At 68.1% G+C, this 24,432-nt stretch carries 24 protein-coding genes; 12 read left to right on the forward strand and 12 right to left on the reverse strand.

What is annotated here, in order from left to right; all coding sequences use genetic code 11:
- Positions 1 to 43: 43 nt before the first annotated feature.
- Both AC1DYD_RS21725 and AC1DYD_RS21730 read right to left on the reverse strand, forming a co-directional pair.
- A complete protein-coding gene (locus AC1DYD_RS21725) occupies positions 44 to 574 on the reverse strand; it encodes an Lrp/AsnC family transcriptional regulator (protein WP_478174820.1) in 531 nt (176 codons plus the stop codon).
- A 258-nt stretch (positions 575 to 832) separates the two neighbouring features.
- Entirely contained in the window at positions 833 to 1,231 is a 399-nt protein-coding gene (locus AC1DYD_RS21730) for a nuclear transport factor 2 family protein (protein WP_478174821.1), read from the reverse strand.
- A 94-nt stretch (positions 1,232 to 1,325) separates the two neighbouring features.
- Here AC1DYD_RS21730 and AC1DYD_RS21735 point away from each other — a divergent pair, with 94 nt between their 5' ends.
- The 4 genes from AC1DYD_RS21735 to AC1DYD_RS21750 all read left to right on the forward strand — a co-directional run bounded on the left by AC1DYD_RS21735 (position 1,326) and on the right by AC1DYD_RS21750 (position 4,376).
- Positions 1,326 to 1,565, forward strand: a complete 240-nt coding sequence (locus tag AC1DYD_RS21735) for a hypothetical protein (RefSeq protein ID WP_478174822.1) — start codon at positions 1,326 to 1,328, stop codon at positions 1,563 to 1,565.
- A 233-nt stretch (positions 1,566 to 1,798) separates the two neighbouring features.
- A complete protein-coding gene (locus AC1DYD_RS21740) occupies positions 1,799 to 2,851 on the forward strand; it encodes an aromatic ring-hydroxylating dioxygenase subunit alpha (RefSeq protein WP_478174823.1) in 1,053 nt (350 codons plus the stop codon).
- A 4-nt stretch (positions 2,852 to 2,855) separates the two neighbouring features.
- The gene (locus AC1DYD_RS21745; protein WP_478174824.1) at positions 2,856 to 3,821 is read left to right on the forward strand and encodes a PDR/VanB family oxidoreductase; all 966 of its coding nucleotides are present in this window, start codon (positions 2,856 to 2,858) and stop codon (positions 3,819 to 3,821) included.
- Positions 3,822 to 3,899: 78 nt separating this feature from the next.
- On the forward strand, positions 3,900 to 4,376 hold the full coding sequence (locus AC1DYD_RS21750) for a MarR family winged helix-turn-helix transcriptional regulator (protein ID WP_478174825.1): 477 nt from the start codon (positions 3,900 to 3,902) through the stop codon (positions 4,374 to 4,376).
- A gap of 22 nt (positions 4,377 to 4,398) precedes the next feature.
- Here the strand turns inward: AC1DYD_RS21750 and AC1DYD_RS21755 are convergent, their stop codons facing one another.
- The 6 genes from AC1DYD_RS21755 to AC1DYD_RS21780 all read right to left on the reverse strand — a co-directional run bounded on the left by AC1DYD_RS21755 (position 4,399) and on the right by AC1DYD_RS21780 (position 11,344).
- Entirely contained in the window at positions 4,399 to 5,370 is a 972-nt protein-coding gene (locus AC1DYD_RS21755) for a Bug family tripartite tricarboxylate transporter substrate binding protein (protein ID WP_478174826.1), read from the reverse strand.
- A 92-nt stretch (positions 5,371 to 5,462) separates the two neighbouring features.
- Positions 5,463 to 7,163: a dihydroxy-acid dehydratase gene (gene ilvD / locus AC1DYD_RS21760; protein WP_478174827.1), complete on the reverse strand. Its 1,701-nt coding sequence runs from the start codon at positions 7,161 to 7,163 to the stop codon at positions 5,463 to 5,465.
- Positions 7,160 to 7,633, reverse strand: coding sequence for an aconitase X swivel domain-containing protein (locus AC1DYD_RS21765; RefSeq protein ID WP_478174828.1), 474 nt, complete (start codon positions 7,631 to 7,633; stop codon positions 7,160 to 7,162). The genes ilvD and AC1DYD_RS21765 overlap by 4 nt, the downstream gene beginning before the upstream one ends.
- Positions 7,630 to 8,922 carry an aconitase X gene (locus AC1DYD_RS21770; protein ID WP_478174829.1) on the reverse strand — a complete coding sequence of 431 codons (1,293 nt, stop codon included), beginning with the start codon at positions 8,920 to 8,922 and terminating at the stop codon, positions 7,630 to 7,632. Before AC1DYD_RS21770 ends, AC1DYD_RS21765 begins: the two co-directional genes overlap by 4 nt.
- Positions 8,923 to 8,961: 39 nt before the next feature.
- Positions 8,962 to 9,810, reverse strand: a complete 849-nt coding sequence (locus AC1DYD_RS21775) for an IclR family transcriptional regulator (RefSeq protein WP_478174830.1) — start codon at positions 9,808 to 9,810, stop codon at positions 8,962 to 8,964.
- Positions 9,811 to 9,886: 76 nt separating this feature from the next.
- On the reverse strand, positions 9,887 to 11,344 hold the full coding sequence (locus AC1DYD_RS21780; protein WP_478174831.1) for an FAD-dependent oxidoreductase: 1,458 nt from the start codon (positions 11,342 to 11,344) through the stop codon (positions 9,887 to 9,889).
- A 145-nt stretch (positions 11,345 to 11,489) separates the two neighbouring features.
- On the opposite strand from AC1DYD_RS21780, the gene AC1DYD_RS21785 reads away from it, so the two are divergent.
- Complete coding sequence (locus tag AC1DYD_RS21785; protein ID WP_478174832.1) at positions 11,490 to 12,494, forward strand: Bug family tripartite tricarboxylate transporter substrate binding protein; 1,005 nt, start codon at positions 11,490 to 11,492, stop codon at positions 12,492 to 12,494.
- Positions 12,491 to 13,498, forward strand: a complete 1,008-nt coding sequence (locus tag AC1DYD_RS21790) for a Bug family tripartite tricarboxylate transporter substrate binding protein (RefSeq protein ID WP_478174833.1) — start codon at positions 12,491 to 12,493, stop codon at positions 13,496 to 13,498. The genes AC1DYD_RS21785 and AC1DYD_RS21790 overlap by 4 nt, the downstream gene beginning before the upstream one ends.
- A gap of 236 nt (positions 13,499 to 13,734) precedes the next feature.
- Here AC1DYD_RS21790 and AC1DYD_RS21795 read toward each other — a convergent pair whose 3' ends face one another.
- The 3 genes from AC1DYD_RS21795 to AC1DYD_RS21805 are packed head-to-tail and all read right to left on the reverse strand — an operon-like array spanning position 13,735 to position 15,990.
- Complete coding sequence (locus AC1DYD_RS21795; protein WP_478174834.1) at positions 13,735 to 14,727, reverse strand: S1C family serine protease; 993 nt, start codon at positions 14,725 to 14,727, stop codon at positions 13,735 to 13,737.
- Positions 14,728 to 14,734: 7 nt separating this feature from the next.
- Complete coding sequence (locus AC1DYD_RS21800) at positions 14,735 to 15,082, reverse strand: response regulator transcription factor (RefSeq protein ID WP_478174835.1); 348 nt, start codon at positions 15,080 to 15,082, stop codon at positions 14,735 to 14,737.
- 26 nt (positions 15,083 to 15,108) lie between these two features.
- On the reverse strand, positions 15,109 to 15,990 hold the full coding sequence (locus AC1DYD_RS21805; protein ID WP_478174836.1) for a S1C family serine protease: 882 nt from the start codon (positions 15,988 to 15,990) through the stop codon (positions 15,109 to 15,111).
- Between the two features lie 88 nt (positions 15,991 to 16,078).
- Here AC1DYD_RS21805 and AC1DYD_RS21810 point away from each other — a divergent pair, with 88 nt between their 5' ends.
- Both AC1DYD_RS21810 and AC1DYD_RS21815 read left to right on the forward strand, forming a co-directional pair.
- Positions 16,079 to 16,462, forward strand: a complete 384-nt coding sequence (locus tag AC1DYD_RS21810) for a hypothetical protein (protein WP_478174837.1) — start codon at positions 16,079 to 16,081, stop codon at positions 16,460 to 16,462.
- 34 nt (positions 16,463 to 16,496) lie between these two features.
- A complete protein-coding gene (locus AC1DYD_RS21815; protein ID WP_478174838.1) occupies positions 16,497 to 18,227 on the forward strand; it encodes an OPT/YSL family transporter in 1,731 nt (576 codons plus the stop codon).
- A 151-nt stretch (positions 18,228 to 18,378) separates the two neighbouring features.
- On the opposite strand, the gene AC1DYD_RS21820 is transcribed toward AC1DYD_RS21815, so the two are convergent.
- Positions 18,379 to 19,437: a DUF3500 domain-containing protein gene (locus tag AC1DYD_RS21820; RefSeq protein ID WP_478174839.1), complete on the reverse strand. Its 1,059-nt coding sequence runs from the start codon at positions 19,435 to 19,437 to the stop codon at positions 18,379 to 18,381.
- 61 nt (positions 19,438 to 19,498) lie between these two features.
- Between AC1DYD_RS21820 and AC1DYD_RS21825 the strand changes: the two genes are divergently transcribed.
- The 4 genes from AC1DYD_RS21825 to AC1DYD_RS21840 are packed head-to-tail and all read left to right on the forward strand — an operon-like array spanning position 19,499 to position 24,413.
- Positions 19,499 to 19,846 (forward strand): YtcA family lipoprotein, encoded by a 348-nt coding sequence (locus AC1DYD_RS21825; protein ID WP_478174840.1) that lies wholly within the window; start codon positions 19,499 to 19,501, stop codon positions 19,844 to 19,846.
- Between the two features lie 5 nt (positions 19,847 to 19,851).
- The gene (gene mdtN, locus AC1DYD_RS21830; RefSeq protein ID WP_478174841.1) at positions 19,852 to 20,901 is read left to right on the forward strand and encodes a multidrug transporter subunit MdtN; all 1,050 of its coding nucleotides are present in this window, start codon (positions 19,852 to 19,854) and stop codon (positions 20,899 to 20,901) included.
- Positions 20,882 to 22,894, forward strand: a complete 2,013-nt coding sequence (locus AC1DYD_RS21835) for an FUSC family protein (RefSeq protein WP_478174842.1) — start codon at positions 20,882 to 20,884, stop codon at positions 22,892 to 22,894. The genes mdtN and AC1DYD_RS21835 overlap by 20 nt, the downstream gene beginning before the upstream one ends.
- On the forward strand, positions 22,881 to 24,413 hold the full coding sequence (locus AC1DYD_RS21840; RefSeq protein ID WP_478174874.1) for a TolC family protein: 1,533 nt from the start codon (positions 22,881 to 22,883) through the stop codon (positions 24,411 to 24,413). The genes AC1DYD_RS21835 and AC1DYD_RS21840 overlap by 14 nt, the downstream gene beginning before the upstream one ends.
- The last annotated feature ends 19 nt before the right edge of the window (positions 24,414 to 24,432 follow it).

A 24,432-nucleotide genomic window follows, 5' to 3' on the forward strand; every position in this document is an offset into this window, starting at 1 on the left:
CCGGCGCGGCGGCGCGGCGGYGGGCAGCGTCGATCGGCGCGCCTCAGGCGCCGCCCGGCGAGCCCGCCGCAGGCGCGGAATCGCCGCGGAGGCGCTTGCCGGTCGGCGCCGGCAGGGGCAGATCGTCGAAGCGCTTGAACTCTTGCAGGGAGAGACTGCTCTGGACCTGCTTGACGCCGGGCAGGCGGTGCAGCTTGCGCTGCAGCAGCTGCGAGAAGTCTTCGAGGTCCTCGGCCACCACCATGAGCAGGAAGTCCGCGAGCCCCGTGACGCCGTGGAACATCACCACCTCCGGTATGGCGCGCACCGCCTCCACGAACTCCAGCGAGCGGGCTTCGTTCTGGAAGTCGATGCTGACGCTCACGAAGGCCACCACGCCATAGCCCAGGGCGCTGCGGCTGAGGCGCGCGTGGTAGCCCTGGATCAACCCGGCTTCCTCCATGCGTTTGATGCGGCGCCAGCAGGGCGACTGCGACAGGCCGGCCATCTGCGCCAGCTCGCCGGTGGTCTGCCGCGCGTTGCGCTGCAGCGCGCTGAGCAATTGCCGATCGACAGCATCGAGATCAATCTTCATGGATAAGCATTCCTAAAAATGACCATGCAACAGATGGATTATCGATGAATGAAGGGAGCCCTGGCACAACAAGTCCTGCGTTCACCACAGTACCCGAACAGCCGCCCCCTTCGACCGAAGACCGGCCCGATGTGGGTCTGGAAGAAGGGCGCAGGGCGGCACCTGCGCAAGATGATCGATAGGGTGCCGGATAGGGTGCCGCGCGCGGAACTCCGGCAAGTGCGCGCAGGGATGAAATGGCTGCGGGCGGCGTCCTGCCTACGTCGCGTTGACCCTGGCGGCCGTGTCCCCGGTACCGATCCAGCGGCTGATCTTGCTGTCGTCCTTCCACGTGAAGACCTGGACCCATTCGGTCTCGTGCACCTTGCCGTCCGGAAGCGCCCTGCCCTTCGTGCGGCCGAGGACCGTCACGTGCTGGGGCCCTTCAAGGAATTCGCGAGGCTCGAACTCGATGATCTCGTCGGACTTCGCCAGCGTTTCGAAGAACTTCGCCACCTGCTGCTTGCCCTTGCAGGTTCCGCCGTAGGGCGTTCCGGTTGCCGGATTGCCGAGGAAGCGCCACACCACGTCATCGGCGAGGAGTTCGAGGAGCGCCGGAATATTGCGGCTGGCGAACGCGGCGTAGCCCTGCTTGGCGATGTCGGTGGGGGTGCCCATGGCGCGTCTCCTGGAGGACAAAGGGGACTTTCAGTCTAGTACGCCAGCCGCAGGATTCAACGCTGCGGGAGCCCGGGGGCCGAACGGACGCGGCTTGCTCGCTTTTCAGATATCCACAGCCGCCTGCCCGCGGCATCCTCCCGGCGCCGTCCGACGTGCTGCGCGCGCCTGGATTCTTGCCGAGCAGGGTGAACTTCAGCGCGATGTGCTGGTCAGCCTGCGCCGCGTCGCCATCGGCTTCCCGACCGGCGCCACGACCGGCCTGGTGCCGGGCTTCCTGGTCGGCTTGTCGAGCCTGGCGCATGGCTTGCTCGACCGCTCGCCCCTGACGTAAACCCTGATTCCATCCTCATTCACGGGTAAACCCTTATCGTCCGGATCCCACGCCGCGCTCACAATCAGTGTACTGATCGACAACAGGCCGATGTCGGGCAGGGTCGAAGGAGATGAAGCGTGACACGGGTGCCGGTCTCGCCGCAGCCGCGTCATCGCGCCTTCCGCAGTGGCCGCCACGGCTCACTGATCCCTGCCTGGCCCTGCCTCGAAACCTGAAGGAGTTCTCCCACGATGTTTCCGAAAAATGCCTGGTACGTCGCCTGCTCGAGCGACGAAGTGACCGATGCGCCGCTCGGCCGAACCATCTGCAACGAGCGGCTGGTCATCTACCGCGACGCCTCCGCAGGCGCGGTCGCGCTGGAAGACTTCTGCCCTCACAGGGGGGCGCCCCTGTCCCTGGGCCGCGTCGTCGACGGCAAGCTGGTCTGCGGCTACCACGGACTCGAAATGGGCTGCGACGGCAAGACGGTCGCGATGCCGGGCCAGCGCGTGCGGGGCTTTCCACCGATCCGGAAATTCCCGCTGATCGAGCGCTACGGATTCGTCTGGATATGGCCGGGCCAGGCCAGCGAGGCGGATGCGTCCAAGCTGCAGCACCTCGAATGGGCCGAGAGTCCCGACTGGGCCTATGGCGGCGGCCTCTATCACATCCAGTGCGACTACCGCCTGATGATCGACAACCTGATGGACCTCACGCACGAGACCTATGTCCACGCGTCGAGCATCGGACAGAAGGAGATCGACGAGACGCCCACCCAGACCCGCTTGGAAGGGGACGAGGTGATCACGAGCCGGTTCATGCAGAACGTGTCGGCGCCCCCCTTCTGGCGCATGGCCCTGCGGGGCAACGGCCTGGCCGACGACGTGCCGGTCGACCGCTGGCAGATCTGCCGCTTCACGCCGCCCAGCCACGTGATGATCGAAGTGGGCGTGGCGCATGCCGGCAAGGGCGGCTACGACGCCGATCCGGCCCACAAGGCATCGAGCATCGTCGTCGACTTCATCACGCCCGAGACCGACACGTCGATCTGGTACTTCTGGGGCATGGCGCGCAACTTCAAGCCGAATGACGCCGAACTGACCGCCAGCATCCGCGAAGGCCAGGGAAAGATCTTCGGCGAGGACCTCGAGATGCTGGAGCGACAGCAGCGCAACCTGCTGGCTCACCCGACGCGCTCGCTGCTCAAGTTGAACATCGACGCCGGCGGCGTCCAGTCGCGGCGCGTGATCGAGCGGCTGATTGCGCAGGAAGAACCGGTGGGCACCGCCCCCGCGGGCGCCTGAGGCCATGGACGCATCGGAATTGAGCGTGCGCGTGGCGCGCAAGACGACCGAGGCGCTCGACATCTGCGCCTTCGAGCTGGTGCCGACGGACGGCGACGCCCTGCCCTCCTTTTCCGCCGGCTCGCACATCGACGTTCGCCTGCCGACCGGGATCACGCGCCAGTACTCCCTGTGCAATGACGCCAGCGAGACCCATCGCTACATGATCGGCGTGCTGCGCGATCCCGCCTCGCGCGGGGGATCCCGCGCCATGCACGAACAGGTCCACGAGGGTGACGTGCTCCGGATCGCGGCGCCGAAGAATCATTTCGCGCTGCACGACGAAGCGCGGCACAGCCTGCTGCTGGCCGGTGGCATCGGCGTCACGCCCCTGCTCTGCATGGCCGAGCAGCTGGCTGCGGCCGGACGTTCGTTCGACATGCACTACTGCAGCAGATCCCCCGAGCGCGCGGCGTTTCGCAGCCGCATCGACGCTGCCGCCTTCGCTGCGCAGGTTCGGTTCCATTTCGACGACGGCATCGATGAACAGAAGCTCGACATCGATCAGGCGCTCGGGGCTGCACCGGCCGACACCCATCTCTACGTCTGCGGACCGAAGGGATTCATCGACTGGGTCCTCGCTCGCGCGCGCAGCGCCGGGTGGCCCGAGTCCCGTCTTCACTTCGAGTTCTTCGGCGCCGTGCTCGCATCGTCAGCGACGGACGGCGCATTCGACGTGAAGCTCGCCAGCTCTGGCCGCGTCATCCACGTGCCGGCAGACCGCACCGTCGTCCAGGCGCTTGCACACGCCGGCGTGGCGATCCAGGTCTCCTGCGAACAGGGCGTGTGCGGCACCTGCCTCACGCGGGTGCTCGATGGCGAACCCGAGCACAAGGATCTTTACCTCACACCCGAGGAACAGGCGGCCAACGACCAGTTCACGCCCTGCTGTTCGCGCTCGCGCTCCGCGCTGCTGGTGCTCGACATCTAGCCCGGAAGTTGATGGGACAATCGGGCGCCGCACCCGCCAGCAGGCGGCGGCGCTCTCTTCCCCTGCTTCTTCCCGCCCATGTCGACTTCCACCGACGCTCACGCTCTCATCGACCTCGACGACCAGCCGGGTCACCTCATACGGCGGGCGCACCAGATTTCCGTTTCGGTTTTTCTGGATGTCGTCGGCCGCGAGGTGACTCCCATCCAGTACGCCGTGCTGATGCTGCTGGGCCAGCGGCCGGGGCTCGACCAGTTGACCGTGGCGCAAGAGATCGCCATCGACACCTCGTCCTGCGCGGACATCGCCGCCCGGCTCGAGGCGAAAGGCCTGATCACCCGGGACGTGGGCCTGCGGGGACAGCGCAGCCTGCATCTGACGGACGACGGGCGCAGCTTGATCCGGGATCTCTCGGTGCCCATTCAGACGCTGCAGGACACGCTCCTCGAAGGCCTGAGCGAGACGGAAAGCACCGAACTGCTGCGCCTGTTGCGCAAGTTCGTCAGCCTCAACAACGAACGCAGCAGGGCGCCGCTGCGCAAGCGCCGACCCTGATCGGAAACCGGGCGAACGCGCCCTACTCGAAGCTGACGCCGTGCTCACGCACCGTCGCAACGAAAGCGTCGTGCTGCGCGCGGAAGAACTCGGCGAACTTCGCCGGGCTCATGCCATAGCCCTCGAAGCCCTGCTGAACCAATCGATCGTGCACGGCGGGATCCCGCATCGTCTCCTGCAGCGCAGCCGACAGCTTCTCTGCCCGCTCGGCCGGCAGCCCCGGCGGCCCGAAGAAGCCGGCCCAGGGCGTGATGGTCAGCTTGCCGAGTCCGAGTTCGCCCGCGCTCGGCACATCGGGCAGCAGCGCACTTCGCTGCGGCTGCAGCGTGACGAGCGCACGGACGCGTCCGTCGCGCACGAAGGCGGGCGCCAGCGTTCCGGTGGTGAACATCATCTGCACCTGTCCGCCCAGCAGATCCGTCATCGCCTGCATGTCGCCCTTGTAGCGCGCGTTCACGACCTTGCGTCCAGCGAGCAGCTGCAGCATCGCCAGCTCGGCGGCACTGTTGCTCGACGCCGAGTTGTAGGCACCGGGCCTGGCCGCGACCATGGCCAGCAGATCGCTGACGGTCTTGACCGGCAAGGACGCCGGCACCACCAGGAACATCGAGAACTGGCCCGCGCTGCTGATCGGCGCAAAGGCCTTGAACGGGTCGTAGGGCGGGTTCGGCCGCAGTGTCGGGGCCGCCACCATCGCGGTGTTGGTTCCCATCAAGAGCGTGTAGCCATCGGGCCGCGCGCCGCTCACGGCTTGCGCCGCCAGTACGCCATCGGCACCCGGGCGGTTCTCGACCACCACCTGCTGGCCCAGTTGCCGGGCCAAGCCTTCGGCCATGATCCGCGTGATCGCGTCGGCGCCGCCGCCGGGCGCGAAGCCCACGATCAATTTGATCGGCTTCTCAGGAAAGGCCTCCGCGCCCCAGCTCGCGCCGTGGGGCAGCGCGAGCGCTGCGGCGATGGGCGAAGCCCACCGAAGAATCGTTCTGCGTTGCATCTTTGTCTCCTGAGAAGCCCCCACGCTCGTCACTTCGTGTATTCGCTGCCCCCAAGGGGGCGCAGACCGCCTTGGGGCGGCCCGGCGCCGGTCTAGCCGGGCGGCACGGATTCATGCGCCTGCACGAGCACGGCGCCCTGCGACAGCGGACCGACGTTGCGCCGGTACTGCTGCAGCCAGCCGGTGTGATGCATCGGCGGCGGCGGGCGCCAGGCCGCACGGCGCGCCTGCAACTGCGCCTCGTCGAGTGCCACATCGAGGCGGCGGGCGTCGAGATCGATGGTGACGATGTCGCCGTCCTCGAGCAATCCCAAGGGTCCGCCGAGCGCTGCCTCGGGCGAGACTTCGGCGACCACCAGGCCCTTGCACACCAGGCCCGAGAGGTGGCCGTCGGTCAGGAGCGCGACGTCGTCGCCCAGGCCGGCACCGTCGATCGCAAAGACGACGCGCGAGGCGCCTCCGCCCATCGCAGGGCCGCCGCAGGCACCGGCGCCGCGCATCACCACCACCTGGCCGGCATGGATGCGGCCTTGCTTCAGCGCCGCAATCGCCTCGTCGGAACTCCAGAAGCACAGCGCCGGACCGCTGAAGCGGCGCACCTTGCGCTCGACGATGCCGGTCTTGATCAGGCCCGACTCGGGTGCCAGGTTGCCGCGCAGCAGGATGATCGCGGGCCGCGATGCGACCGGCCGGGCGATCGCCCGGATGAGCTCGGGGTTCGCCACCTCGACGCCGCGCAGGTTGCCCGCGACGGTGTCGCCGCTGACCGTGCGCGCGCCGGTGTCGAGCAGCGGCTCGAGCTGCTTCATCAGGGCCCGGCAGCCGCCGGCCGCCTCGAACGCCTCGATGCTGTGCTCGCCGATCGGACGCACGCCGGCGAGCACCGGTGTCTCCGGGCCGAGCCGCTCGAACAGGCCGTACACATCCACGCCGCACGCGCCTTCGGTGGCCACCGCCTGCAGGTGCTTGGCCGAGTTGAGCGAACCGCCGATCGCAAGCACCGCCCGCACGGCGTTCGCGAACGCGCCGGGCGTGAGGATGTCGCGCGGCTTCAGGTCGTCCCACACCATCTGCACGATGCGAGCCCCGGCCGCACGCGCATCGGACATCATCTTCGGACTCAGCGCCGCGACCGGTGCGCTTCCCGGCAACGCCAGGCCGAGCGCCTCGCAAACGATGTGCATCGTGTTGGCCGTTCCGAGGCCGGAGCACACGCCCGGGCCGCGAATCGCTTCGCGGCTCATTTCAATCAGCTCGCCCACCGGCAGCGTGCCGGTGACGGCATGCATCGCACCGATGAAGACCTCCTCGATGTCCATGTGGCGGCCCCGAAACTCTCCGCTCGGCTGGTAGCCGCAAGGCACCAGCAGCGTCGGGATGTTCAGCCGGGCGGCCGCCATCAACTGTCCCGGCACCGTCTTGTCGCACGACGTGAGGCAGACCATGCCGTCGAGTTGCGCGCCCTCGACCGCGACTTCGATGTCGTTGGTCACCAGGTCCCGTGCCGCCAGCATGTAGGCGCCGCGGGCCCCGGCGCCGGTGATGAAGTCGCTCGGCGCGGCGGTGCGGATCTCGAAGGGAACCCCGCCCGCGGCGCGGATCGCCTCCTTGACCTGCACGGCAACCTGGTCCAGATGACTGAAGCAGGCGGCGAGCTCCGAGGAACTGTTGACGACCGCGATCTTGGGTTTCTCGCAGTCTTCCTCGGGGATGCCGAGCGCGCGCCAGTGGGCATTGCGCACCGACCAGAGATAGGAACCACGCGGGAAATTGCTGCGCAGCGGACGTGTCATGGTGCGGCCTCCTGGTTGCGACTGTTCTTCTTCGTGACTTCGACGACGCCGCGGTCGGCATCCACGCGCACCCAGTCGCCGGTCTCGATGCATTCGAGCGGGTCGCGATCGAAGTCGGTCATCGACGGCGAGTGCGCGACCACCGCGCCGAGCGCCACCTTGGTCGTCATCTCGTTGAACAGGAATGCCGCCGGCACCGTGTTCATGAGCCGCGCCACATGGAACATCGCAGACCAGCCCGACGATCCCTTGGCCCCCGGGAACACCAGCACCTTGCCCGCGAAACTCTGGCCGCGCAGCGAATGCCGCGTCTCGATGACCGTGCCGGTGCGCGGATCGATGCCGCCCCAACCCGAAATCTGGTCCCGCGTGACCAGCGCCTCGCCCTCGGCGATGCCACCGACCACCTTGCGCCCCCGGATCACCAGGGTCGGAAGGCACTGAGGCGTTTCGGGCCTGCGTGCGCTCATGCGAGGCTCCCGTTCCAGCGGCCCGTGCAGGCCGCATCGATGCATTCGGACGTGCTGCCGAACCAGGCCTGCACGCCGAGAATGGCGGGCAGGTAGTGCGCCTGCTTGGCCGAATCCAGGGCCACGGTCTGCGTGCCCTTGGGTACCGCCCGGCTCATCGCCGAGCAGCTGTCGGTCATGAGGATGCCTCCCGCATCCTCGATGATCTTCGTGTAGCCGTTGCGATCGGCCAGCGACTTGATGGCGCGCGGCGTGAAGATCCACAGCTCGCAATCGGGGTGCACCCTGCGCCCCTCGATCAGTTGCGCCGCCTCCCAGATCTGCTCGATCGTGTAGTGCGGGCAGCCGAGCATCACGTACTGGATCTCCGCGCTGCGGGCGGTGGCGTTGATGGTTTCATAAGTGGCGCGGCGCTCGGCCTCGCCATAGTGCAGCACCTGCACCGGCTCGCGGCCGCCCAGGGCGTGCGCGAGGCTGAGCGCTTCCGGCGTCACCCCGACCACGTGGACCATCTCGACGCCGCCCGACGACGAGGCCGCGGCGCCGAAGTGCTTGAGCCGAGGCAGGTTCGGCACCCGGCCGATGCCGCGTCGGCTGTGGATCACCGGAACCCGGTCCTGCACCTGCTCGCCGACGAAGTAGCCCAGCAGCCCCCAGTCCTGCACCGACTCGATCTCGATGTCGAGCTCGACGACGTGCGTCCCGAGCCGGTTCTCGTCGAGGTGGTAGCCCCAGTACGGGATGCGGCCCGTGAGCATCGCGGCGCCGGTGCTCTCGCGGCCTTCGGCATTGGTGCGCGCGCCGAGCACCGAGTTGCAGTAGATCACCGCCGACGACTCCATCCAGGCGCAGTGTTCGCCGCGCGTCGGGATGTTGCCGACCTGGTAGGGCGTGCAGGTGTTCATGATCTGGGCGCCGAGTCCGGCCGCGTGGCGCTCGCTCTTTTCATAGAAGCGCACGATGTCCTCGCCGACGCCCATGCGCTCGGGCTGTGCCGGATCGAAGCCGAGCTGCAGATGACTGGTGAAGACCTTGAACTTCGGAATCGGCACCACCTCCTGGCTGTCCAGGCTGAACTCGGAAAACACCGCGTCCATGCCGCCCTGCTTCAAGGCGAAGTCGCGCTGGAACGGCGTCGTCGAGGTGATGGTGGCGCAGACATTGCGCGTTTCCACGAGTCGCTCGGCGCCCAGGGCTTCGCCGTAGCGCGCGAGCAGGTCCATCGCCTTCTGCACCGCGGCGCCGTCACGGCCGTCTCGCATCGCCTTTTCTTCGTCGGTCAGCTGCATCGCCTGGGGTCTCGCTGGAGGGGGTTCGAAAAAAGAAGCTCAGCGCTCGCGCATGCGCGAGCCCGGCACATGGCCGCCGATGTCGACGGCGATCCGCTCGGCCACCGCGCGCAGGCGTGGCGCGAGTTCGTCGCGCAGGCGTTCCTCGGGGAATACGAAGCCCGCTCCGCCCGCGTTCAAGGCCATGATTTCATTGCCCGGCCCGACGAGCGGCACGGACACCGAATTGATCTCGCGATGGAATTCGCCGAGCGACAGGCAATAGCCGAGGCGCTGGGCCTCGTCGATCGCGCGCAGCATGGCCGGCGCAAGACTGTCCCATTCGGGACCGCGCATCAGGCGCATCGAATCGAAGAGCTGCGCGCGCGTGCCGTCGTCGAGCGCCGAAAGGTAGGCGCGGCCCAGCGCCGAATTGGGCAGCGGCGCGCGCGATCCGACGTCGAGCCGGGCCGACAGCATGGTCGAGCGGGGGCGGCAGGCTTCGATCAGCACCATCTCCATCCCGTCGCGCACGGCAAGATAGACCGATGCGCCGCTTTCTTCTGCCAGGCCTTGCATCACCGGCCGCGCGATGGCACGGACATCGAGGCTGCCGAGGAAGACGCGCGACAGCGAGACCACGCCCGGCCCGAGCGCCAGACGATCGCCGGCCGGCGCGGTCTTGAGCATCCCCATCGTCACCAGCGTCGCGACCAGGCGGTTGACCGTCGGCCTCGGAATGCCGGTGATGCGCGCCAGTTCGGCATGGCTCAGCAGCGGCCGGTCTTCGGTGAAGCTGCGCAGCACCGAGATGCCGCGTTCGAGCGCACTCACGGTGTCGGAGCGGTCCGCGCGCGCATCGGCGATGGCGTCGGAGGGAGGAGAGATCGGGTTGTTGTCGGCGGCCATGAGGGAATCCTGTTGGAGTTCCGCCAATGTAGAGCCTGCCGGCGAGGGTTCGAGCGTCGCGTTCATCGTCCGCGGCTCAGTTGTTCGCCGCTTCGAGCGGCTGCGCGGCCGCCAACCCGGCGCCGGCAGCACCGGCTCGCAGGTAGACGCCCTGGGCCCGCAGCGAAGACTGCAGCGCGTTCACATCGACCGCCCTCGGCTCGATTCGCCCCTGCGAGGCCAGCGCCGCCGCCGTGCCCGCCGCCTGTCCGGTGATCCAGCATTGCGGAATCTCGCGCATGAAGCCGTGCGAGTTGCGGTCGCACGAGATGTGGCGGCCGCAGGCCAGCAAGCCGTCGAGCTGCTCCGGGACCAGGGCACCGTAGGGAATCGAGATGTTCGGAAACTTGGGCGATACGGCCGGGGACACGCCGATCTCGTCGGCCAGCGCCCGGCCTTCGGGCCATTGGCTGCGCAGCACCGCGCCCACGCCGCTGAGGCGCCGCGCATGGCGAACGCCGATCTGCGGGGCGCTCAGCATCAGATAGGCGTCCTCGAAGCCGGGCGCATGCGCGCGGAAGAAGTCGAGGTGCGCGGCCATCGCACGGTGCGAGCGCACCTCCACCGCGGTGAGATCGTCGACGTCGAGCGCCGAATAGCCCGACTGGCGCGGCCCCATGAACAAGGCGACATCATTGCGCCAGGAAACGAAGGGTCGCTCGAACAGGCCCAGCTGCTCGCGGCCGCGCGCCATGAAGGCGCTGAACGCTTCGGGGCGGCCGGCCTTGAAGTCGATCCAGCGGCCCATGTCGACGCCGCCGAACAGCCACGAGGTGTTCATGCAATGGTGCACGTCCGCCTCCTCGATGTCGTTGACGAAGGCGGCGCCGGCGCGCGCGAACAGATCGCCGTCGCCGGTGGCGTCGACCACCACATCGGCCATGATCGCCATGCGCCCCTCCTTGCTCTCGAACACCACGCCCTTGACGGCGCCGTCCTGCACGATCGGCACGGCGGCCCACGCGTGGTAGATGAGCTTGACCTTGCGCTCCAGCACGATCTCCTGCGACAGCAGCTTGAGGCGCTCGGGATCGATGGTCGGCGACCACGTGACGATGCCATGGTAGGCCGCGGTGCGCTGCGCCCAGTGGCCGGCCTTGGCCGGATCCTGCGAACCCCAGTCTTCGCGCGCCGGTCCGGCCACCGCGTCGGCGGGAAGCCGGTCGAACAGCTCCTCGGCAAAGCCGCGAATCACGAGCTGGCCCTCCCAGTCGGTCATGCGATCGATCCAGATCACGAGACCGCCGGTGGACAGCCCACCCAGGTGGTTGTAGCGCTCCAGCAATGCCACGTCGGCGCCGGCCCGCGCCGCCGACGCCGCCGCCGCGGTGCCCGACGGGCCGCCGCCGACCACCAGCACGCCGCACCGGTGATAGACAGGAATGTCGCGGCCCGGCTCGGACCAGACCCCGTGGTCGGGCCGCGCCACGCGACCCTCGCGATCGAAGATGTCGGAGCTGAGGATGCGCTCGTCGGTGCGGACGATGGTTTTCATATCTGTGGTCGGGAGCTGGCGTGACTCGATTATTTTGACTTCGATGTCCATTTTATTTAGTTTTACACCGATAACACGCGGGTAATCCCGAGGTATATCGTGTTGTTTGTGGTTTGACAATCCATTTAACAACGAATGAGGCAAGATGGACATCTACCGGCAAGCGGCGCGAAGCTCGCGGCGGCGATTCAATTTCCTGCTGGGCAGCACGCTGCTGACGCTCTCGCCCTGGGCCGGCGCGCAGGACTTCCCCGCCAAGGGCAAGCCGATCCGCATCGTCGTCGGCTTCACTGCGGGCGGCGGCACCGACGCACAGGCGCGCATCGTGGCCCAGAAGCTCGGCGAGGTGCTGGGCACCCCCGTGATCGTCGACAACCGTCCCGGCGCCAGCACCATGCTGGCGGCGAGCGAAGTCGCGCGCGCACCGGCGGATGGCTACACGCTGATGTATGCGCCCTCGTCGACCATGGCCCAGAACCCGCACACGCTGTCCCAGGTTCCCTACGACCCCTTCAAGGACTTCACCGCCATTTCGATGGGCGGCCGCGGGCCCCTGGTGCTGACGGTGAACAACAGCGTGCCCGCGAAGTCGGTCGGCGACCTCGTCCGCTACGTGAAGGCGCATCCGGGCGCGGTCAGCTACGCATCCTTCGGTACCGGCACCTCCTCGCACATCTACGGCGAGGCCTTCATCAGGAAGACCGGCATCGACGCGGTGCACATCCCCTACAAGGGCGGCTCGGATGCCGCCAAGGACCTGATCGGCGGCCGCGTCCAGTACATGTTCGATTCGGCCTCTTCCGCCATCATCACGGTCGGCTCCGGCAAGGTCAGGATCCTCGCCGTGGCCTCGGCCACGCGCATCCCCGCCCTGCCGGATGTGCCGACCTTGGCCGAGCAGGGCGTCGAAGGCCTGGACCTGCCGAGCTGGCTCGGCTTCTACGGCCCGGCGAACATGCCGGCGCCGGTGCTGGCACGCCTCAACGAAGCGCTCGCCCAGGTACTGGCGATGCCTTCGGTGCGAGAGTTCTATCGCAGTGGCGGCTACGAAGCCGGCGGCAGCTCGGCGGATGAATTTGCGCGCATCACGCGGTCGACCTACGACCGCTGGGGCGCGATGGTGAAACAAGTGGGATTGGCCAAGGAATGAGCTCGCATCCTCTTCGCATCGACCGCCGCCGCGCACTCGGCCTGTGGGTCCTGGCTCTGGCCCCGCTGTTCGCCACGCAGGCATCGGCCGCGCCGGCGCCGTTTCCGGAGCAGGGCCGCCCGATCCGGATCATCCTGGGCCTGGCCGCCGGTGGCGCATCGGATGCGCAGGCGCGCTTCGTGGCCATCAAGCTCGGCGAGGTGCTGCAGACGCCGGTGATCGTCGAAAACCGCCCCGGCGCCAGCTTCATTCTGGCGACCGAGGAGGTCATCCGATCCGCGCCCGACGGCTACACGATCATGTACGCGCCCTCCTCGGTCGTGGCGCAGAACCCGCAGACCTTGGCGCAGGTGCGCTACGACCCGTTCAAGGACCTGACACCGATCTCGCTCGGCGCGCGGGGTCCTCTGGTGCTCACGGTTCACGCGAGCGTGCCGGCGAAGACGGTGCCGGAACTGATCGCGTACATCCAGGCCCATCCGGGCACGATGAGCTATGCCTCCTTCGGCACGGGCACTTCGTCGCACATCTACGGCGAAGCCTTTGCCCGCAAGGCCGGGCTCGACGTGGTCCATGTCCCCTACAAGGGCGGCACCGACGCAGCCAAGGATTTCCTGGCAGGCCGCGTGCAGTACTACTTCGACGCCGCGCCGAACGCCATCGCGAACACGGCGACCGGCAAGGTCCGCATGCTGGCCGTGGCCGCTCCCCGCCGCAGCCCGATGCTGCCCGACGTGCCGACGATGTCGGAGCAAGGCGTGAGCGGCCTCGACATGCCGAGCTGGCTCGGCTTCTATGGCCCGGCACGCATGCCGGCCCCGGTCGTCGCCAAGCTCAATGGCGCGATCGCGCAGGTGCTGGCGATGCCGGCCACGCGCGACTTCTTTCGCCAGGGTGCTTATGAGGCGGAGGCGTCGACGCCGCAGCAGCTCGACGAACTCACGCACTCGACGTACCAGCAGTGGGGCAGCATCATCCGCGAGCTCGGGTTGACGCGGCAGTAGCGGCTCGATCACCGTCCAGGCGCGACAGCAGCAGCCGCATCGCGGCCGGAATCGGCGCGCTGAAGACGATCTTCGCCCGGGGCTCGGCGCGCGCCGGGAGTGAATCGGGATTCCAGGCAATTTCGGCCGTGCCCTGACCCCATGCAGTCGGGCGCCGCCCCGCCCTCCAACCAAGAAGCTGTCAACACGTGCACCACCCCAAAGCGATTGGAGTATGCCGGGTCAGATGCGTTCTATTACTTCACGCGCACCGGCCGTTCCTGCGCCGTCACCGTGCGTGTGACGAGGCGGCCATCGCGCAGCAGCGACACCTCCACGGGCCGCCCGATGCGGTCCGCACCGAGCAGGCGCAGCAGGTCGTCCGCGCCCGCCACCAGCACGTCGTCCAGCGCGATGAGGATGTCGCCCACGCGCAGACCCGCCCGTTCCGCTGCGCCGCCGGCCTGTACTTCGCCGACACGCACGGCGTTGGCGCCCGAATGAATGGCCAGCGCCACGCGCCGGGGCAGCGGCACCGTCTGCGCCGCGATGCCGAGGTGAGCGCGCCGCACCCGGCCGTGCGCGATGAACTCGCCGATCACGAAGCGCGCCGTATTGCTCGACACCGCGAACGCGAGCCCCTGCGCACCCGCGATCATGGCCGTATTGATGCCCACCACCTGCCCGGACGCAGCCACGAGCGCGCCGCCCGAGTTGCCCGGATTGAGCGCCGCGTCGGTCTGGATCACGTCGTCGATGAGGTGCCCGCTCTGTGATCGCAGCGAGCGTCCCAGCGCCGACACGATGCCGGCGGTGATGGTCGATTCGAAGCCCAGCGGATTGCCGATGCCCACGACCAGATGGCCGCGCCTGAGCATCTTCGAATCCCCGAGCGTCGCGGTGGCCGCGCTGCGGGGAAGCTCCACGCGCAGCAGCGCGAGATCGGTGGCGGGATCGTCGCCGAGCACTTCGGCTTCCCTGTCGCCGGCTTCCGCGAGCCCGATGCGCACGCGCCGCGCGCCGCCCACGACGTGGCTGTTGGTCAGCACCAGCCCGTCGCCGGCGATGACCACGCCCGAGCCCAGGCCGCCGCGGCGGCCGGCCGTGCCGCTTTGCACGCGCACCACGGCCGGGCCGACCTTGTCGGCCACCATCGCGACCGCGTGCGAGTAGGCGTCGATGAGCGCGTCCTGGTTCAGCTCGGGCGCGCTGCCGTCGATGGACGGTGAGGGGGTGTGGTCGTCGAACATGGGTTTCTCAAAGATGGATGACACCCTGCCGCACCGCCTGCGCCACCGCGTCCGTGCGGCCGGTGGCATCCAGCTTGTCGAGCAGCGAGCCGACATGGAACTTGGCCGTGTGCACCGAAATGCCCAGCCGCCGGGCGATGGCCTTGTTGGATGCGCCTTCGGCCATGAGGGCGAGCACTTCGAGTTCGCGCCGGGTCAGCGTCGCGTCGGCGTCTGCCGCGGTCGTCGCATCGGCCACCACCACCGTGACATCGGCCGGTTCGCCGCGCCGCGCGACACGCAGCCCTGGCACCTCCGCCAGCGACGCGAGCAGGCGCTCCGACAGCGCGGCATCGGCCACATCGATCGCGATCACGATCGGCTCCGTGACGCTCGTCCTGGTCAATCGGCCGGCCTTTCGCCAATGGTGATCTGCGTCTCGACGGGCTCGCCCGCGCGCCGCAGCGACAGCGCCACGACGGTGCCCACGCTGGCGGGCCCCAGCGCGCGCAGCAGCATCTGAACGCTGCGCACCGGCTCGCCGTTCCAGGCCACGATCACGTCGCCCTGGCGCAGGCCCGCCGCCGCGGCCGGTCCGTCGCGGTCGATGCTCATCACCATGGCACCGATGCCCTCGGGCTCGACCTTCACCGGCTGGAGGCCCAGGCCCAGGTAGCCTCGCGGCACCCGGCCGTGGGCGGCCAGCTGCGCGGCCACACGGTCGATCGTCGCGCCCGGAATGACGAGCACGCGGCGGCGCGGCCCGAAGACGCTCATGCCGATGGCCCGGCCTTGCGCATCCAGCGCCAGTCCGCCTTCGGCGATGCGCCGCATCGTCAGCCCGAGCTCGATCCGTGCGTCGATGTCGCCACCGCGCAGGCTGCGCCATGCGGGCGCCGCCAGCGAAACCACGCCGGCCGCAGCGACCGGCGTGCCGGCGAGCGATCCCACCGAGAGTGCCAGGGATGCGACGCGCACCGGCGCCGCGTCGAACGCGATCGGGGAGGGCGCGGCGCCATCGATGCGCAGCAGGGCGATGTCGGTGCCGGCGTCGCGCCCGACGAGCGTTGCCCGCGCGCTCGCACCGCCGGGCAGGCAGACCGTCACGTCCGCGTCGTCGGGCAGCGCCTCTTCGCAGGTGACGACCAGCCCTTCGCGCCAAGCGAAGCCGCTCGCGCGCGAACGCCCGGTGTGCACCGCCACCACGCTGCCGGACGCAGTAGCCACCGCATCGGCCATTGCCGCGGACAGTTGTTCGAGAGATGAGGACATCGTGTCGGCCATGGGGAACTCCTTAGATGGCTTCATTGTGTGAAGGCACAAGGGCTGGCGCTACTGCCCGGATGGGCAGGGTGTGCATACTGTTCAAGCCATGAAGCTGCAGCCGTTCGTCCGCGTCGATGACACCCCGTTCTCGGCCTCCAGGGAAGAGGTCCTGAGGATGCGCGGCGAGCCCATGAGAACGTGCCGGAACGACATCGGGCTGCATGAGCTCGACTATGACTCGGTGGTCTACCGCTTTCAGGATGGCGGCAGGCTGGAAGAGATCACCCTGCGGGCGCCGGTCGTGAACATCGGCAATTTGTCGGTGCCATTTACCGCACTGGCTTCCTTTGTTCGAGCGACAGATCCGTCGGCGTTCGAGAAGGCGGGCTTTCTCGTCACGCCGATGTTCGGGCTTGCTTTCGATCCGGATGAACCTTTCTGGGTCACCGCGCTGGCGGCGCACTGCCTGGACGCGTGGCGCGCCCTGTGAAACCGGAAACGGACCTCATCCCTCGAGCCTGTTCATGGATCCACACCAAGGTCCCCGCTGGGGATGGTTGCCCATCGAGGGCAGCTGGCGTTACCACCTCCTCCTGGCAGGCACGGGCATGTTCGTCCTGGGTCCGTTGGCCGGCGTGACTGCAGCCTATATGAACTTCTCGCTCGGCTTCTTCGTCGGCGGCCAGGTGCTGGCGGGCCTGCTCGGCTCCGCCGTCACCGCGGGCTACGGTGCGGCAGGCCGGCACGGCGCCAACTACATCCAGACCGCGGCCGCCTCGGTCGCCAGCATGAGCGGCCTGGGCGTGCTGCTGCAGGCCATGGCGTGGATGGGACTGCCGCCGCCGCCCAGCTGGCAGATGGCGCTGTACCTCGCCTGCGTCGGCATGTTCGGCGTCGGCGTGGGCATGCTCTACACGCCGGTTCTGGTGGACCGCATGCACCTGGTCTTTCCGTCCGGGCTGGCGGTGGCCAACATTCTGCGAGCGCTGACCGACACCGCGCTGCTGCGGCGCTCGGTGCGGCAGCTCGGAGGCGGCGTTGTCCTGGGACTGGCGACGGGACTGACCGCGGCCCGCCTGCCGCTGCCGGGCGCCATCGAACTGTCGGCGTCCACCTTCGGCGCGGGGCTCGTGATCGGCGCGCGCATCGGCATCCCCGCGCTGGTGGGCGGCTTGATCGGTGTGGCGCTGCAGCCGTTCTTCGTCCTGATCGGCTGGCTGGAGACCGGCGACCCGCCGCGCAAGATCATGTTCCTCATCGCGCTGGGCACGATCATGGGCGCGGCTCTGGTGGATTTGGCGCTGATCTTCGCGCGTGCCCTGCCCCGCGCGCGGCTGCAGGCTGCAAGCAATGCGCCGCCGCCGGCCGTCGACGACTGGCGGCGGGTGAACAGCACCCGCCTGGTGCTGTGGGTGGCTTTCTGGGCCGCCGCCACGGTGGCCTGCGGCCACTGGCTGCTGGGACAGCCCGTCTTCTTTCTGCTCGTGGCCGTGGCGCTGGTGTTCCTCTTCGCCCTGGTCAACGGCATATCGGTCGGTATCAGCGACTCCAACCCTATCTCCTCGGCCTTCGTCGTGACGGTCGTCATCCTCGCCGCCCTGGGCCTGCGCGATCCCGGCGTGGGCCTGATGGTCGGCGCGGTGCTGCTGGTGGCGACCAGCGTGGCCTGCGACATGCAGCAGGACCGCTCCACCGGCTGGCGGCTCGGCACGCCACGCGTGCCGCAGTTCCGCTACCAGGTGCTGGGGATCGTCGTGGGCGCCGTGCTGGCGGTGGTGTTCGCGCGGCTTTTCATGGCGGCCTATCCGGTGCTGCTGCAGGACCAGACGGTGCTCAAGGCCGACCAGCAGCCGGCCGGCTGGAGTTCGGCCATGACGTTCAAATTCGTGGGCGTGCTGCGTGGCCTGGCACAAGACCTGCCATTCCAGCGCGTTGCCATCGGCGTGGGCATCGTCGCCGGCCTGACGATCGAAGTGCTGCGCAAGTGGGTGCGGCCGCGCAATTTCGTGCTCGACGCCATCGTGCTGCCTTCTCCCTATGCGCTGTCTTTCGGCGGTTTCGTCAACCTGCCGACGTCGCTGTGGCTCGGCGCGGGCGGCGTTGCAGGTAGCCTGTGGGCGGCGCGCGCGCCCGTGCGGCGCGATGTGCCGCAGGACATGCGCAGTGCTTCGCTGTTCGGCGGCGGATTGATCGCCGGCGATGCGCTGGCGGCGGTGGGGACTGGCGTCGCCAGCTTGCTGGCGGTGTTGACTTAGGCCCCCTCCCAAAAAAGAAATGAATTGTCGTTCCCGGCCGACTCCCTTGAGAGGGTGGGCATGCACCGTGGTGGCGCTTCACACGATGCGGACTGACTTTCCGGTCGGTACGGTGTCGCAGCTCTGAAGCAGTTGGCGCCGGGCACGACACTCAGTGCCGGTGGCTGCTTGCGCGTGTGCGGCGGTAGTGTTCGCCGAGCACGTCGCGCCCCCAGTCGCCCTCGAAGTCGCGCCACACGCTGTGGATGTGGTTGCCGCCCGAGTTGTCCCATTCGATCAGAAAGCGCGAGCCCTGGATGCGCCAGTAGTGCGGCTGGCCGCGCTCGGTGTCGCCGGCCCATCCGAAGCGGATGCCGTCCAGGCCGCCCGCCCGCACGCGCTCCAGTCGCTGCTGCGCCAACGACGATTCGGCCACCGACGCCAGCGACTCGACGATGCGCAGCAGCAAGGCCTGCTGCGCTGCGTCCAGGTCGCTGAAGGCCACACCCACAGGTGCCAATGGGTCCAGCTGGGCGGCATTGCGCGTGACGATGTCACCGAACGGCCGGGCACTGAAAATGGCCTGCTGGCGCTGCGCCGGCGAGAGAGCCGCCAGCAGCGCAAAGGCGCGGTCTTCCTCCTCGCCCAGCGCGCGCTGGCCCTTGCGCGGGCCCTTGTTGGCGATGTCGCGCGGCACCTGCGCCGGATTGGCACCCAAGAACTGAGGCAGCGTGGCCACTACCTGGCCGTCGGCCAGCGTGAAGTGCAGCGAGAGATGGTGCCCTTCAATTCGCCAGCCCCAGGGCGACGTGGCGTCCGGCGTGCCGAACAATGCGATGGCGTAGTTCTCCGGATCGCGCGAGAAGCCGAAGGATTCGATCTCGCGCAGCGCGATCTCCAAGGCGATGATGGCCTGCACCTTGACCAGCCCCGGCTCCGACAAGGCCGCGGCCAGCAACTGCTGCGCTGCCTGGCGCTGTGCATCCTCCATGGTCTTGAAGGCAATGCCGGGCCGGCCGCGCGGCGTGTAGTTCCAATCGCCACGCGCCTCCAGCGTGAACGGCCGCAGCAACTCCGGCCGCTGCCGCGCCGGCGTCGCCTCCAGCAGCGCCCGCGCCGCGGCCGTCATCGCCTGCGCCGCGCGGCTGGTGTCGGCCGCGGCGGCGGCAAGGGGCACCACGGCGAGCAAGGTCCAGCAGGCCGTCCAGGCGGAGAGAGTGCGCAGCAGCATGGTCCAGCCTCGACAAAGTGATGAAGTAGCATGTTGGCGAGGAGCATCTATGTCAACGCATATGGAGAAGACCGAGGATGTCTGCAGGGCCTTGACAGCGCCTGCGTCAACCGCCGATCGGCGCATTGACAGGGCCACCTCGGACAGATATGCACGCGCGCTTCGGGTGCCGCTGATTTCGCTCGCGCTGAGCGGATGCGCGCAACGCGCCGCGCCATCGTTCGCGCTTTTCGGCGCCTACTTCCCCGCCTGGATGCTCTGCGCGCTGCTCGGCGTCCTCGCAGCAATATTCGCGCGCGCGGGCTTTGTTGCGACAGGGCTGTCGAGTGCCCTGCCCTATCAGCTGTTCGTGTGCATCGCGATCGGGGCCTGCTTTGCCCTGTTCGTCTGGTTGTTCTGGTTCGCGTAGCAGAAATGAAGGCCGCAGGAATTCACCGACCTCCCCTGTGGGGCAAGCTGACATCGCTGGCGATCATCGCGTTCGCCATCGCCTTCGGAATATACGCATTGCGCCGCCATGCGAGCCTGCCGTCGACCGACGATGCCAGCATCGATGCGGACGTCGTCCACGTCGCATCGGCCGTCGGAGGCCGGATCATCGACATTCCGGTCGCCGAGAACGTCAGCGTTGCCAAGGGCGATCTTCTCTTCCAGATCGATACGGAGCCTTTTCGGCTCGCTGTGGCGCAGGCGCAGGCGGAACTCGACCTCGCCAGGGCCACGCTCGAGACGCAGCGGCGCCTGCTGTCCACACAGCGGTCGACGACGGTCGTGGCCAGTGACCAGACCCGGCGAGCGGCCACCAATCTCGAGCAGGCCACGCGCACCGTGGAGCGACTTCGGCCGCTGGCTGCCAAGGGCTATGTGCCGGCACAGCAACTGGACCTCGCTGAGACGGCGCAGCGCGACGCAGCGACCTCGCTTCGCCAAGCACAGGAGCAGCAAGCCGCCGCCGCCCGGGCGGTGGGCACCGATGAAGGCCCCGAGGCCACGGTGCGCGCACGGGAGGCCGCACTGGCCATCGCCAAACGTGCGCTCGAAGACACCACGGTTCGCGCGCCCCACGACGGGCGCGTCGTCGGCCTGACCGTCTCGACCGGCGAGATGGTGGTGCCTTCGCAGTCTCTGTTCACGCTGGTCAACACCGGCGAGTGGTTTGCGATTGCGAACTTCCGCGAAAACGATCTTCATGCCATTGCCGACGGCGACTGCGCCACGGTGTATTCGATGATCGATCGTGGGCAGGCGATCAGGGGCGTGGTGCAGGGCATCGGATCCGGCGTGCTCGATACCGGCCGCATCGCGCTGCCACGATCCGTGCCCTATGTGGAGCGCTCCCTCAACTGGGTGAAGGTCGCGCAGCGCTTTCCCGTGCGCATTCGCCTCGAGGAGCCGCCGCAGGGGCTCATGAGGCTGGGCGCCACGGCCGTCGTCGAGGTGCAGCATGGCCACGCATGCAAGTGAGCGGCGCCGCGAATCCCTGTCGGGATTGCTGGAGCTTCTCGCGCCAGAGCCCGGAAGGCTGGAGTTTGCATTCAGGCTTGCGCTGGTCTGCACCCTGACGACGCTCGTCGTCGAGATATTTCAGACGCCCGAGGCGGCGCTCACAGCCTACGTCTCGTTCTTCGTCATCAAGCCCGATCGCGCGACGAGCGTGATCATGAGCATCGCGATGCTGTTCCTGATCTCGGTGGTTGTCGGCGGGGTGATGCTCCTCGCCATCGCGGTCATCGACCACCCGCTGTTGCGCGTGACGGCCATGGCCGTCTTGTCGTTCTGCCTTCTCTTCACCGCATCGGCAAGCAAGCTGCGGCCCGTCGGCGGAATCCTCGCGCTGGTCGTCGCGTATGCACTCGATCTCCTGGGCAGCGCGCCAATTGGCGAACTGGCGACCCGTGCGCTTCTCTACGCTTGGCTGTTCGTGGGCATTCCGGTCGGTGTCTCGGTGGCTGTCAACCTTCTGATCGGCCCGGCGCCACGGCGTCTGGCGCAGCGTGCGCTTGCGCAGCGCCTGGAGGTCGCGGCTGCCGTGCTGCGCAGGCCTGATGATCCGTCTCGGCGGGCTCTCGGCAAAGCCCTGTCCGAGGGGACCGGCGAAATTCAAGGGTGGTTGAAACGGGCCGAGGTCGAGAAGACATCGGTCGCAGAAGACGTCGCCGCGCTTCGCCGGGCCGTTGCGTCGGTCACGCAGATCCTGCTGGTGGTGGATTTGGCCGATCCCGAAGGCCCCAGCCCATGGCCGCCCGTGCTTCGGGATCGCGTGGCGCGCACGCTGGAGGAGATGGGCTCGATCCTGCAAGCCGGCGGGTACCCGGTCGACATCGCGCTCGACGATGAAGCCCCTGACCCGGCTTTGTCGCCCGCAGGCGCCGCGATTCTTGCAGAGATGAAGGAAGCACTCGTGCGATTCACGCAGCAGCCTGGTCCAGAGACAGCGCCACGGCCATCGCAGCCGAAGTCGAAGGATGGAGGCTTCTTCCTGCCGGATGCTTTCGTCAACCCGGAGCCTATGCAGTACGCCCTCAAGACCACAGCGGCGGCCATGTCCTGCTACTTCGTGTACTCGCTGCTCGACTGGCCCGGCATCCACACGAGCTTGATCACTTGCTACATCGTCTCGCTCGGCACTGCCGCCGAAACGGTCGAGAAGCTGACATTGCGGATCGTCGGCTGCCTGGTCGGTGCCGCGAGCGGCCTCGCGGCACTCGTTTTTCTCATGCCGAGCGTGACTTCGATCGGCGGCTTGTTGGCGATAGTCTTCCTGGCGGCGCTCGGCTCGGGCTGGGTCGCGGCGGGGTCGCCGCGCATCTCCTATGCGGGGTTTCAGATCGCGTTCGCCTTCTTTCTCTGCGTGATCCAAGGCGCTTCGCCCGCCTTCGACATGACGCTAGCCCGGGATCGGGTCGTCGGCATCCTGTTCGGCAATCTGGTCATGTACGTGGTGTTCACAACGATCTGGCCGGTCAGCGTGACGCGGCGCATCGATCCAGCCATCGCCACGCTTCTGCGTCGCTTGAGCGCCATGATGACGGCGGCCAATCGCTCGAGCCGCTATTCGCTGGCAGGTGAAGCGCACGCGGCGCTGGGCACGCTCGAACAGGATATGGCTCTCGCCCGCTACGAGCCGCAAGCCGTTCGGCCCGCGCCCGATTGGCTGGAAGCGCGACGGCGCGCGGCGCACGAGATCGCAGCGCTCCAGGGGCCGCTGCTCTTGAACGCCAGGCTCGATCCCACGTGTTCCGACGCCATCGCCGGCCGGCTCGCCAAGCTGGCCGACAGCGTCGACGATCATTCGGCATCTTCGGGCGCGGTGGGACCGGGGCCGCAAGAAGAGCCCGAAGCCTCGACACATGCGGTGGGCAGGCGCATCGATGACCATCTCGGCAGACTGGAGCAATCGCTCCTCCATCGATATGCAGAAGAACCGCGCAGGAGCGCTCAGCATGCGCCGGGTTGAGTCGGCAATCGCGACCGCGCTTTGCACGGCCTGGCTGGCCGGTTGTGCAACTTCGGCGCTCGAGATGGCGCCACCCTGGTCCGACCGACCCTGGGTTCCGGCCACGACGGCCGAAGGAGAAATACTGGCCGGGCAGAAAGGTGCTTCGGAAGGGGCCGGCGGCTACGTCCTGCCTGCCAATCGCGCGATGGCGAGCTTTCCGCCGCCGGCCAGCGTCGACAGTGCAAAGGTCTACTCCCTGCCCGAGCTGATCGATCTCGCGGAATCCAGCAATCCGATCACTCGGATTGCCTGGAACGATGCGCGGCGCGTCGCGCTTGCCGCCGGCATCGTCGAGAGCAGCTACCTCCCGAACATCACCGCGAGCGTCGTCGGCGCATACCAGTCGACGAGCACCAGAAATTCGGTGCTCGGCCTCAGCGGCAGCGGCGACGCGTCGGCGCGTGGCACCATCTCGGCGGTCTCGTTCCAGTGGCTGCTGTTCGATTTCGGTGAGCGATCGGCCGTCATCGAGGCGGCGAAGCAGGCGTCGCTGATATCGAACATCGCTTTCACCGCGGCGCACCAGCAGGTGATCTACGACGTCAGCCTGGCCTTCTACGCGAATGCCGCGGCCCGCACGCGACTCGCGACGGCGACGCAATCGCTGAAGAACTCTCAGGCCGTGCAGGCGGCAGCCGAGGATCGCCACAAGCACGGCATCGGGACCGTCATCGAGGTCGCGCAGGCACGCCAGGCCACGGCACAGGCCAATCTCGCCGTCGTGCAGGCGACGGGTGGGAGCCAGGACGCCCATCTCAGGCTGCTGACGGCCATGGGCATTTCGCCACTGACAAGGATCAAGGTCGCCGACGTGTCGGGCCGGTCCCTGTCGCCAGCGATGGCTGCCTCCGTCGAAAGCATCATTTCGGATTCGCTTTCGCGCCGCCCGGACGTGCTGAGCGCCTATGCGGCCCAGAAGGCGAGTCTCGCGAAGGCGCGCGCGGCAGAGGCGGAATTCATGCCGAAAGTCTTCGTCGCGGGCACTGGCGCCTACAACTCCGCAAACCTCGGTGTGACCGCGCTGCCGTCGGTGGGACAGCAAGCCCCGACAGTCAACATCAACGGCAGAGGCAGGGGGGGCACCCTCTTCGCAGGGATCACGATTCCACTCTATGACGGCGGAACGCGGGACGCGATCCTGGCGCAGGCCCGCGCCGACTCCGACAGCGCTGAGGCCAGACTCACGCGCGTTCGTGAAGATGCAGTGCGCCAAATCGTGCTCGCCGACAACGCCCTGCGCACCAGCCTGTCCGCACACGTTGCCTCGCAGGCGCTGGTAGCAGCCGCGCAGACAAGCTTTGACGCGGCGCTGGCTGCCTACCGCAGCGGCGTGGGCTCCGTCACCGATCTGACGCTGGCGCAGACGCAGCTGCTGCAGGCCGAGAATGCTGCAGCCGAGACCTACAGCACGGCACTGTCGGCCGCGGCCACCCTTGCGCTGTCGGCCGGCGCGCTCGGCGCCGCCCCGCAATACTGACACACCTCATGGAATGAAA

It is taken from the genome of Variovorax sp. P4_B11 (assembly GCF_056402355.1).

What these genes read in the sequence shown, in the direction of transcription:
- AC1DYD_RS21725 (WP_478174820.1), bottom strand. Translation starts at nt 574, where the DNA reads ATGAAGATTGATCTCGATGCTGTCGATCGGCAATTGCTCAGCGCGCTG.
- AC1DYD_RS21730 (WP_478174821.1), bottom strand. Translation starts at nt 1,231, where the DNA reads ATGGGCACCCCCACCGACATCGCCAAGCAGGGCTACGCCGCGTTCGCC.
- AC1DYD_RS21740 (WP_478174823.1), top strand. Translation starts at nt 1,799, where the DNA reads ATGTTTCCGAAAAATGCCTGGTACGTCGCCTGCTCGAGCGACGAAGTG.
- AC1DYD_RS21745 (WP_478174824.1), top strand. Translation starts at nt 2,856, where the DNA reads ATGGACGCATCGGAATTGAGCGTGCGCGTGGCGCGCAAGACGACCGAG.
- AC1DYD_RS21750 (WP_478174825.1), top strand. Translation starts at nt 3,900, where the DNA reads ATGTCGACTTCCACCGACGCTCACGCTCTCATCGACCTCGACGACCAG.
- AC1DYD_RS21755 (WP_478174826.1), bottom strand. Translation starts at nt 5,370, where the DNA reads ATGCAACGCAGAACGATTCTTCGGTGGGCTTCGCCCATCGCCGCAGCG.
- ilvD (WP_478174827.1), bottom strand. Translation starts at nt 7,163, where the DNA reads ATGACACGTCCGCTGCGCAGCAATTTCCCGCGTGGTTCCTATCTCTGG.
- AC1DYD_RS21765 (WP_478174828.1), bottom strand. Translation starts at nt 7,633, where the DNA reads ATGAGCGCACGCAGGCCCGAAACGCCTCAGTGCCTTCCGACCCTGGTG.
- AC1DYD_RS21770 (WP_478174829.1), bottom strand. Translation starts at nt 8,922, where the DNA reads ATGCAGCTGACCGACGAAGAAAAGGCGATGCGAGACGGCCGTGACGGC.
- AC1DYD_RS21775 (WP_478174830.1), bottom strand. Translation starts at nt 9,810, where the DNA reads ATGGCCGCCGACAACAACCCGATCTCTCCTCCCTCCGACGCCATCGCC.
- AC1DYD_RS21780 (WP_478174831.1), bottom strand. Translation starts at nt 11,344, where the DNA reads ATGAAAACCATCGTCCGCACCGACGAGCGCATCCTCAGCTCCGACATC.
- AC1DYD_RS21785 (WP_478174832.1), top strand. Translation starts at nt 11,490, where the DNA reads ATGGACATCTACCGGCAAGCGGCGCGAAGCTCGCGGCGGCGATTCAAT.
- AC1DYD_RS21790 (WP_478174833.1), top strand. Translation starts at nt 12,491, where the DNA reads ATGAGCTCGCATCCTCTTCGCATCGACCGCCGCCGCGCACTCGGCCTG.
- AC1DYD_RS21795 (WP_478174834.1), bottom strand. Translation starts at nt 14,727, where the DNA reads ATGTTCGACGACCACACCCCCTCACCGTCCATCGACGGCAGCGCGCCC.
- AC1DYD_RS21805 (WP_478174836.1), bottom strand. Translation starts at nt 15,990, where the DNA reads ATGGCCGACACGATGTCCTCATCTCTCGAACAACTGTCCGCGGCAATG.
- AC1DYD_RS21810 (WP_478174837.1), top strand. Translation starts at nt 16,079, where the DNA reads ATGAAGCTGCAGCCGTTCGTCCGCGTCGATGACACCCCGTTCTCGGCC.
- AC1DYD_RS21815 (WP_478174838.1), top strand. Translation starts at nt 16,497, where the DNA reads ATGGATCCACACCAAGGTCCCCGCTGGGGATGGTTGCCCATCGAGGGC.
- AC1DYD_RS21820 (WP_478174839.1), bottom strand. Translation starts at nt 19,437, where the DNA reads ATGCTGCTGCGCACTCTCTCCGCCTGGACGGCCTGCTGGACCTTGCTC.
- AC1DYD_RS21825 (WP_478174840.1), top strand. Translation starts at nt 19,499, where the DNA reads ATGGAGAAGACCGAGGATGTCTGCAGGGCCTTGACAGCGCCTGCGTCA.
- mdtN (WP_478174841.1), top strand. Translation starts at nt 19,852, where the DNA reads ATGAAGGCCGCAGGAATTCACCGACCTCCCCTGTGGGGCAAGCTGACA.
- AC1DYD_RS21835 (WP_478174842.1), top strand. Translation starts at nt 20,882, where the DNA reads ATGGCCACGCATGCAAGTGAGCGGCGCCGCGAATCCCTGTCGGGATTG.
- AC1DYD_RS21840 (WP_478174874.1), top strand. Translation starts at nt 22,881, where the DNA reads ATGCGCCGGGTTGAGTCGGCAATCGCGACCGCGCTTTGCACGGCCTGG.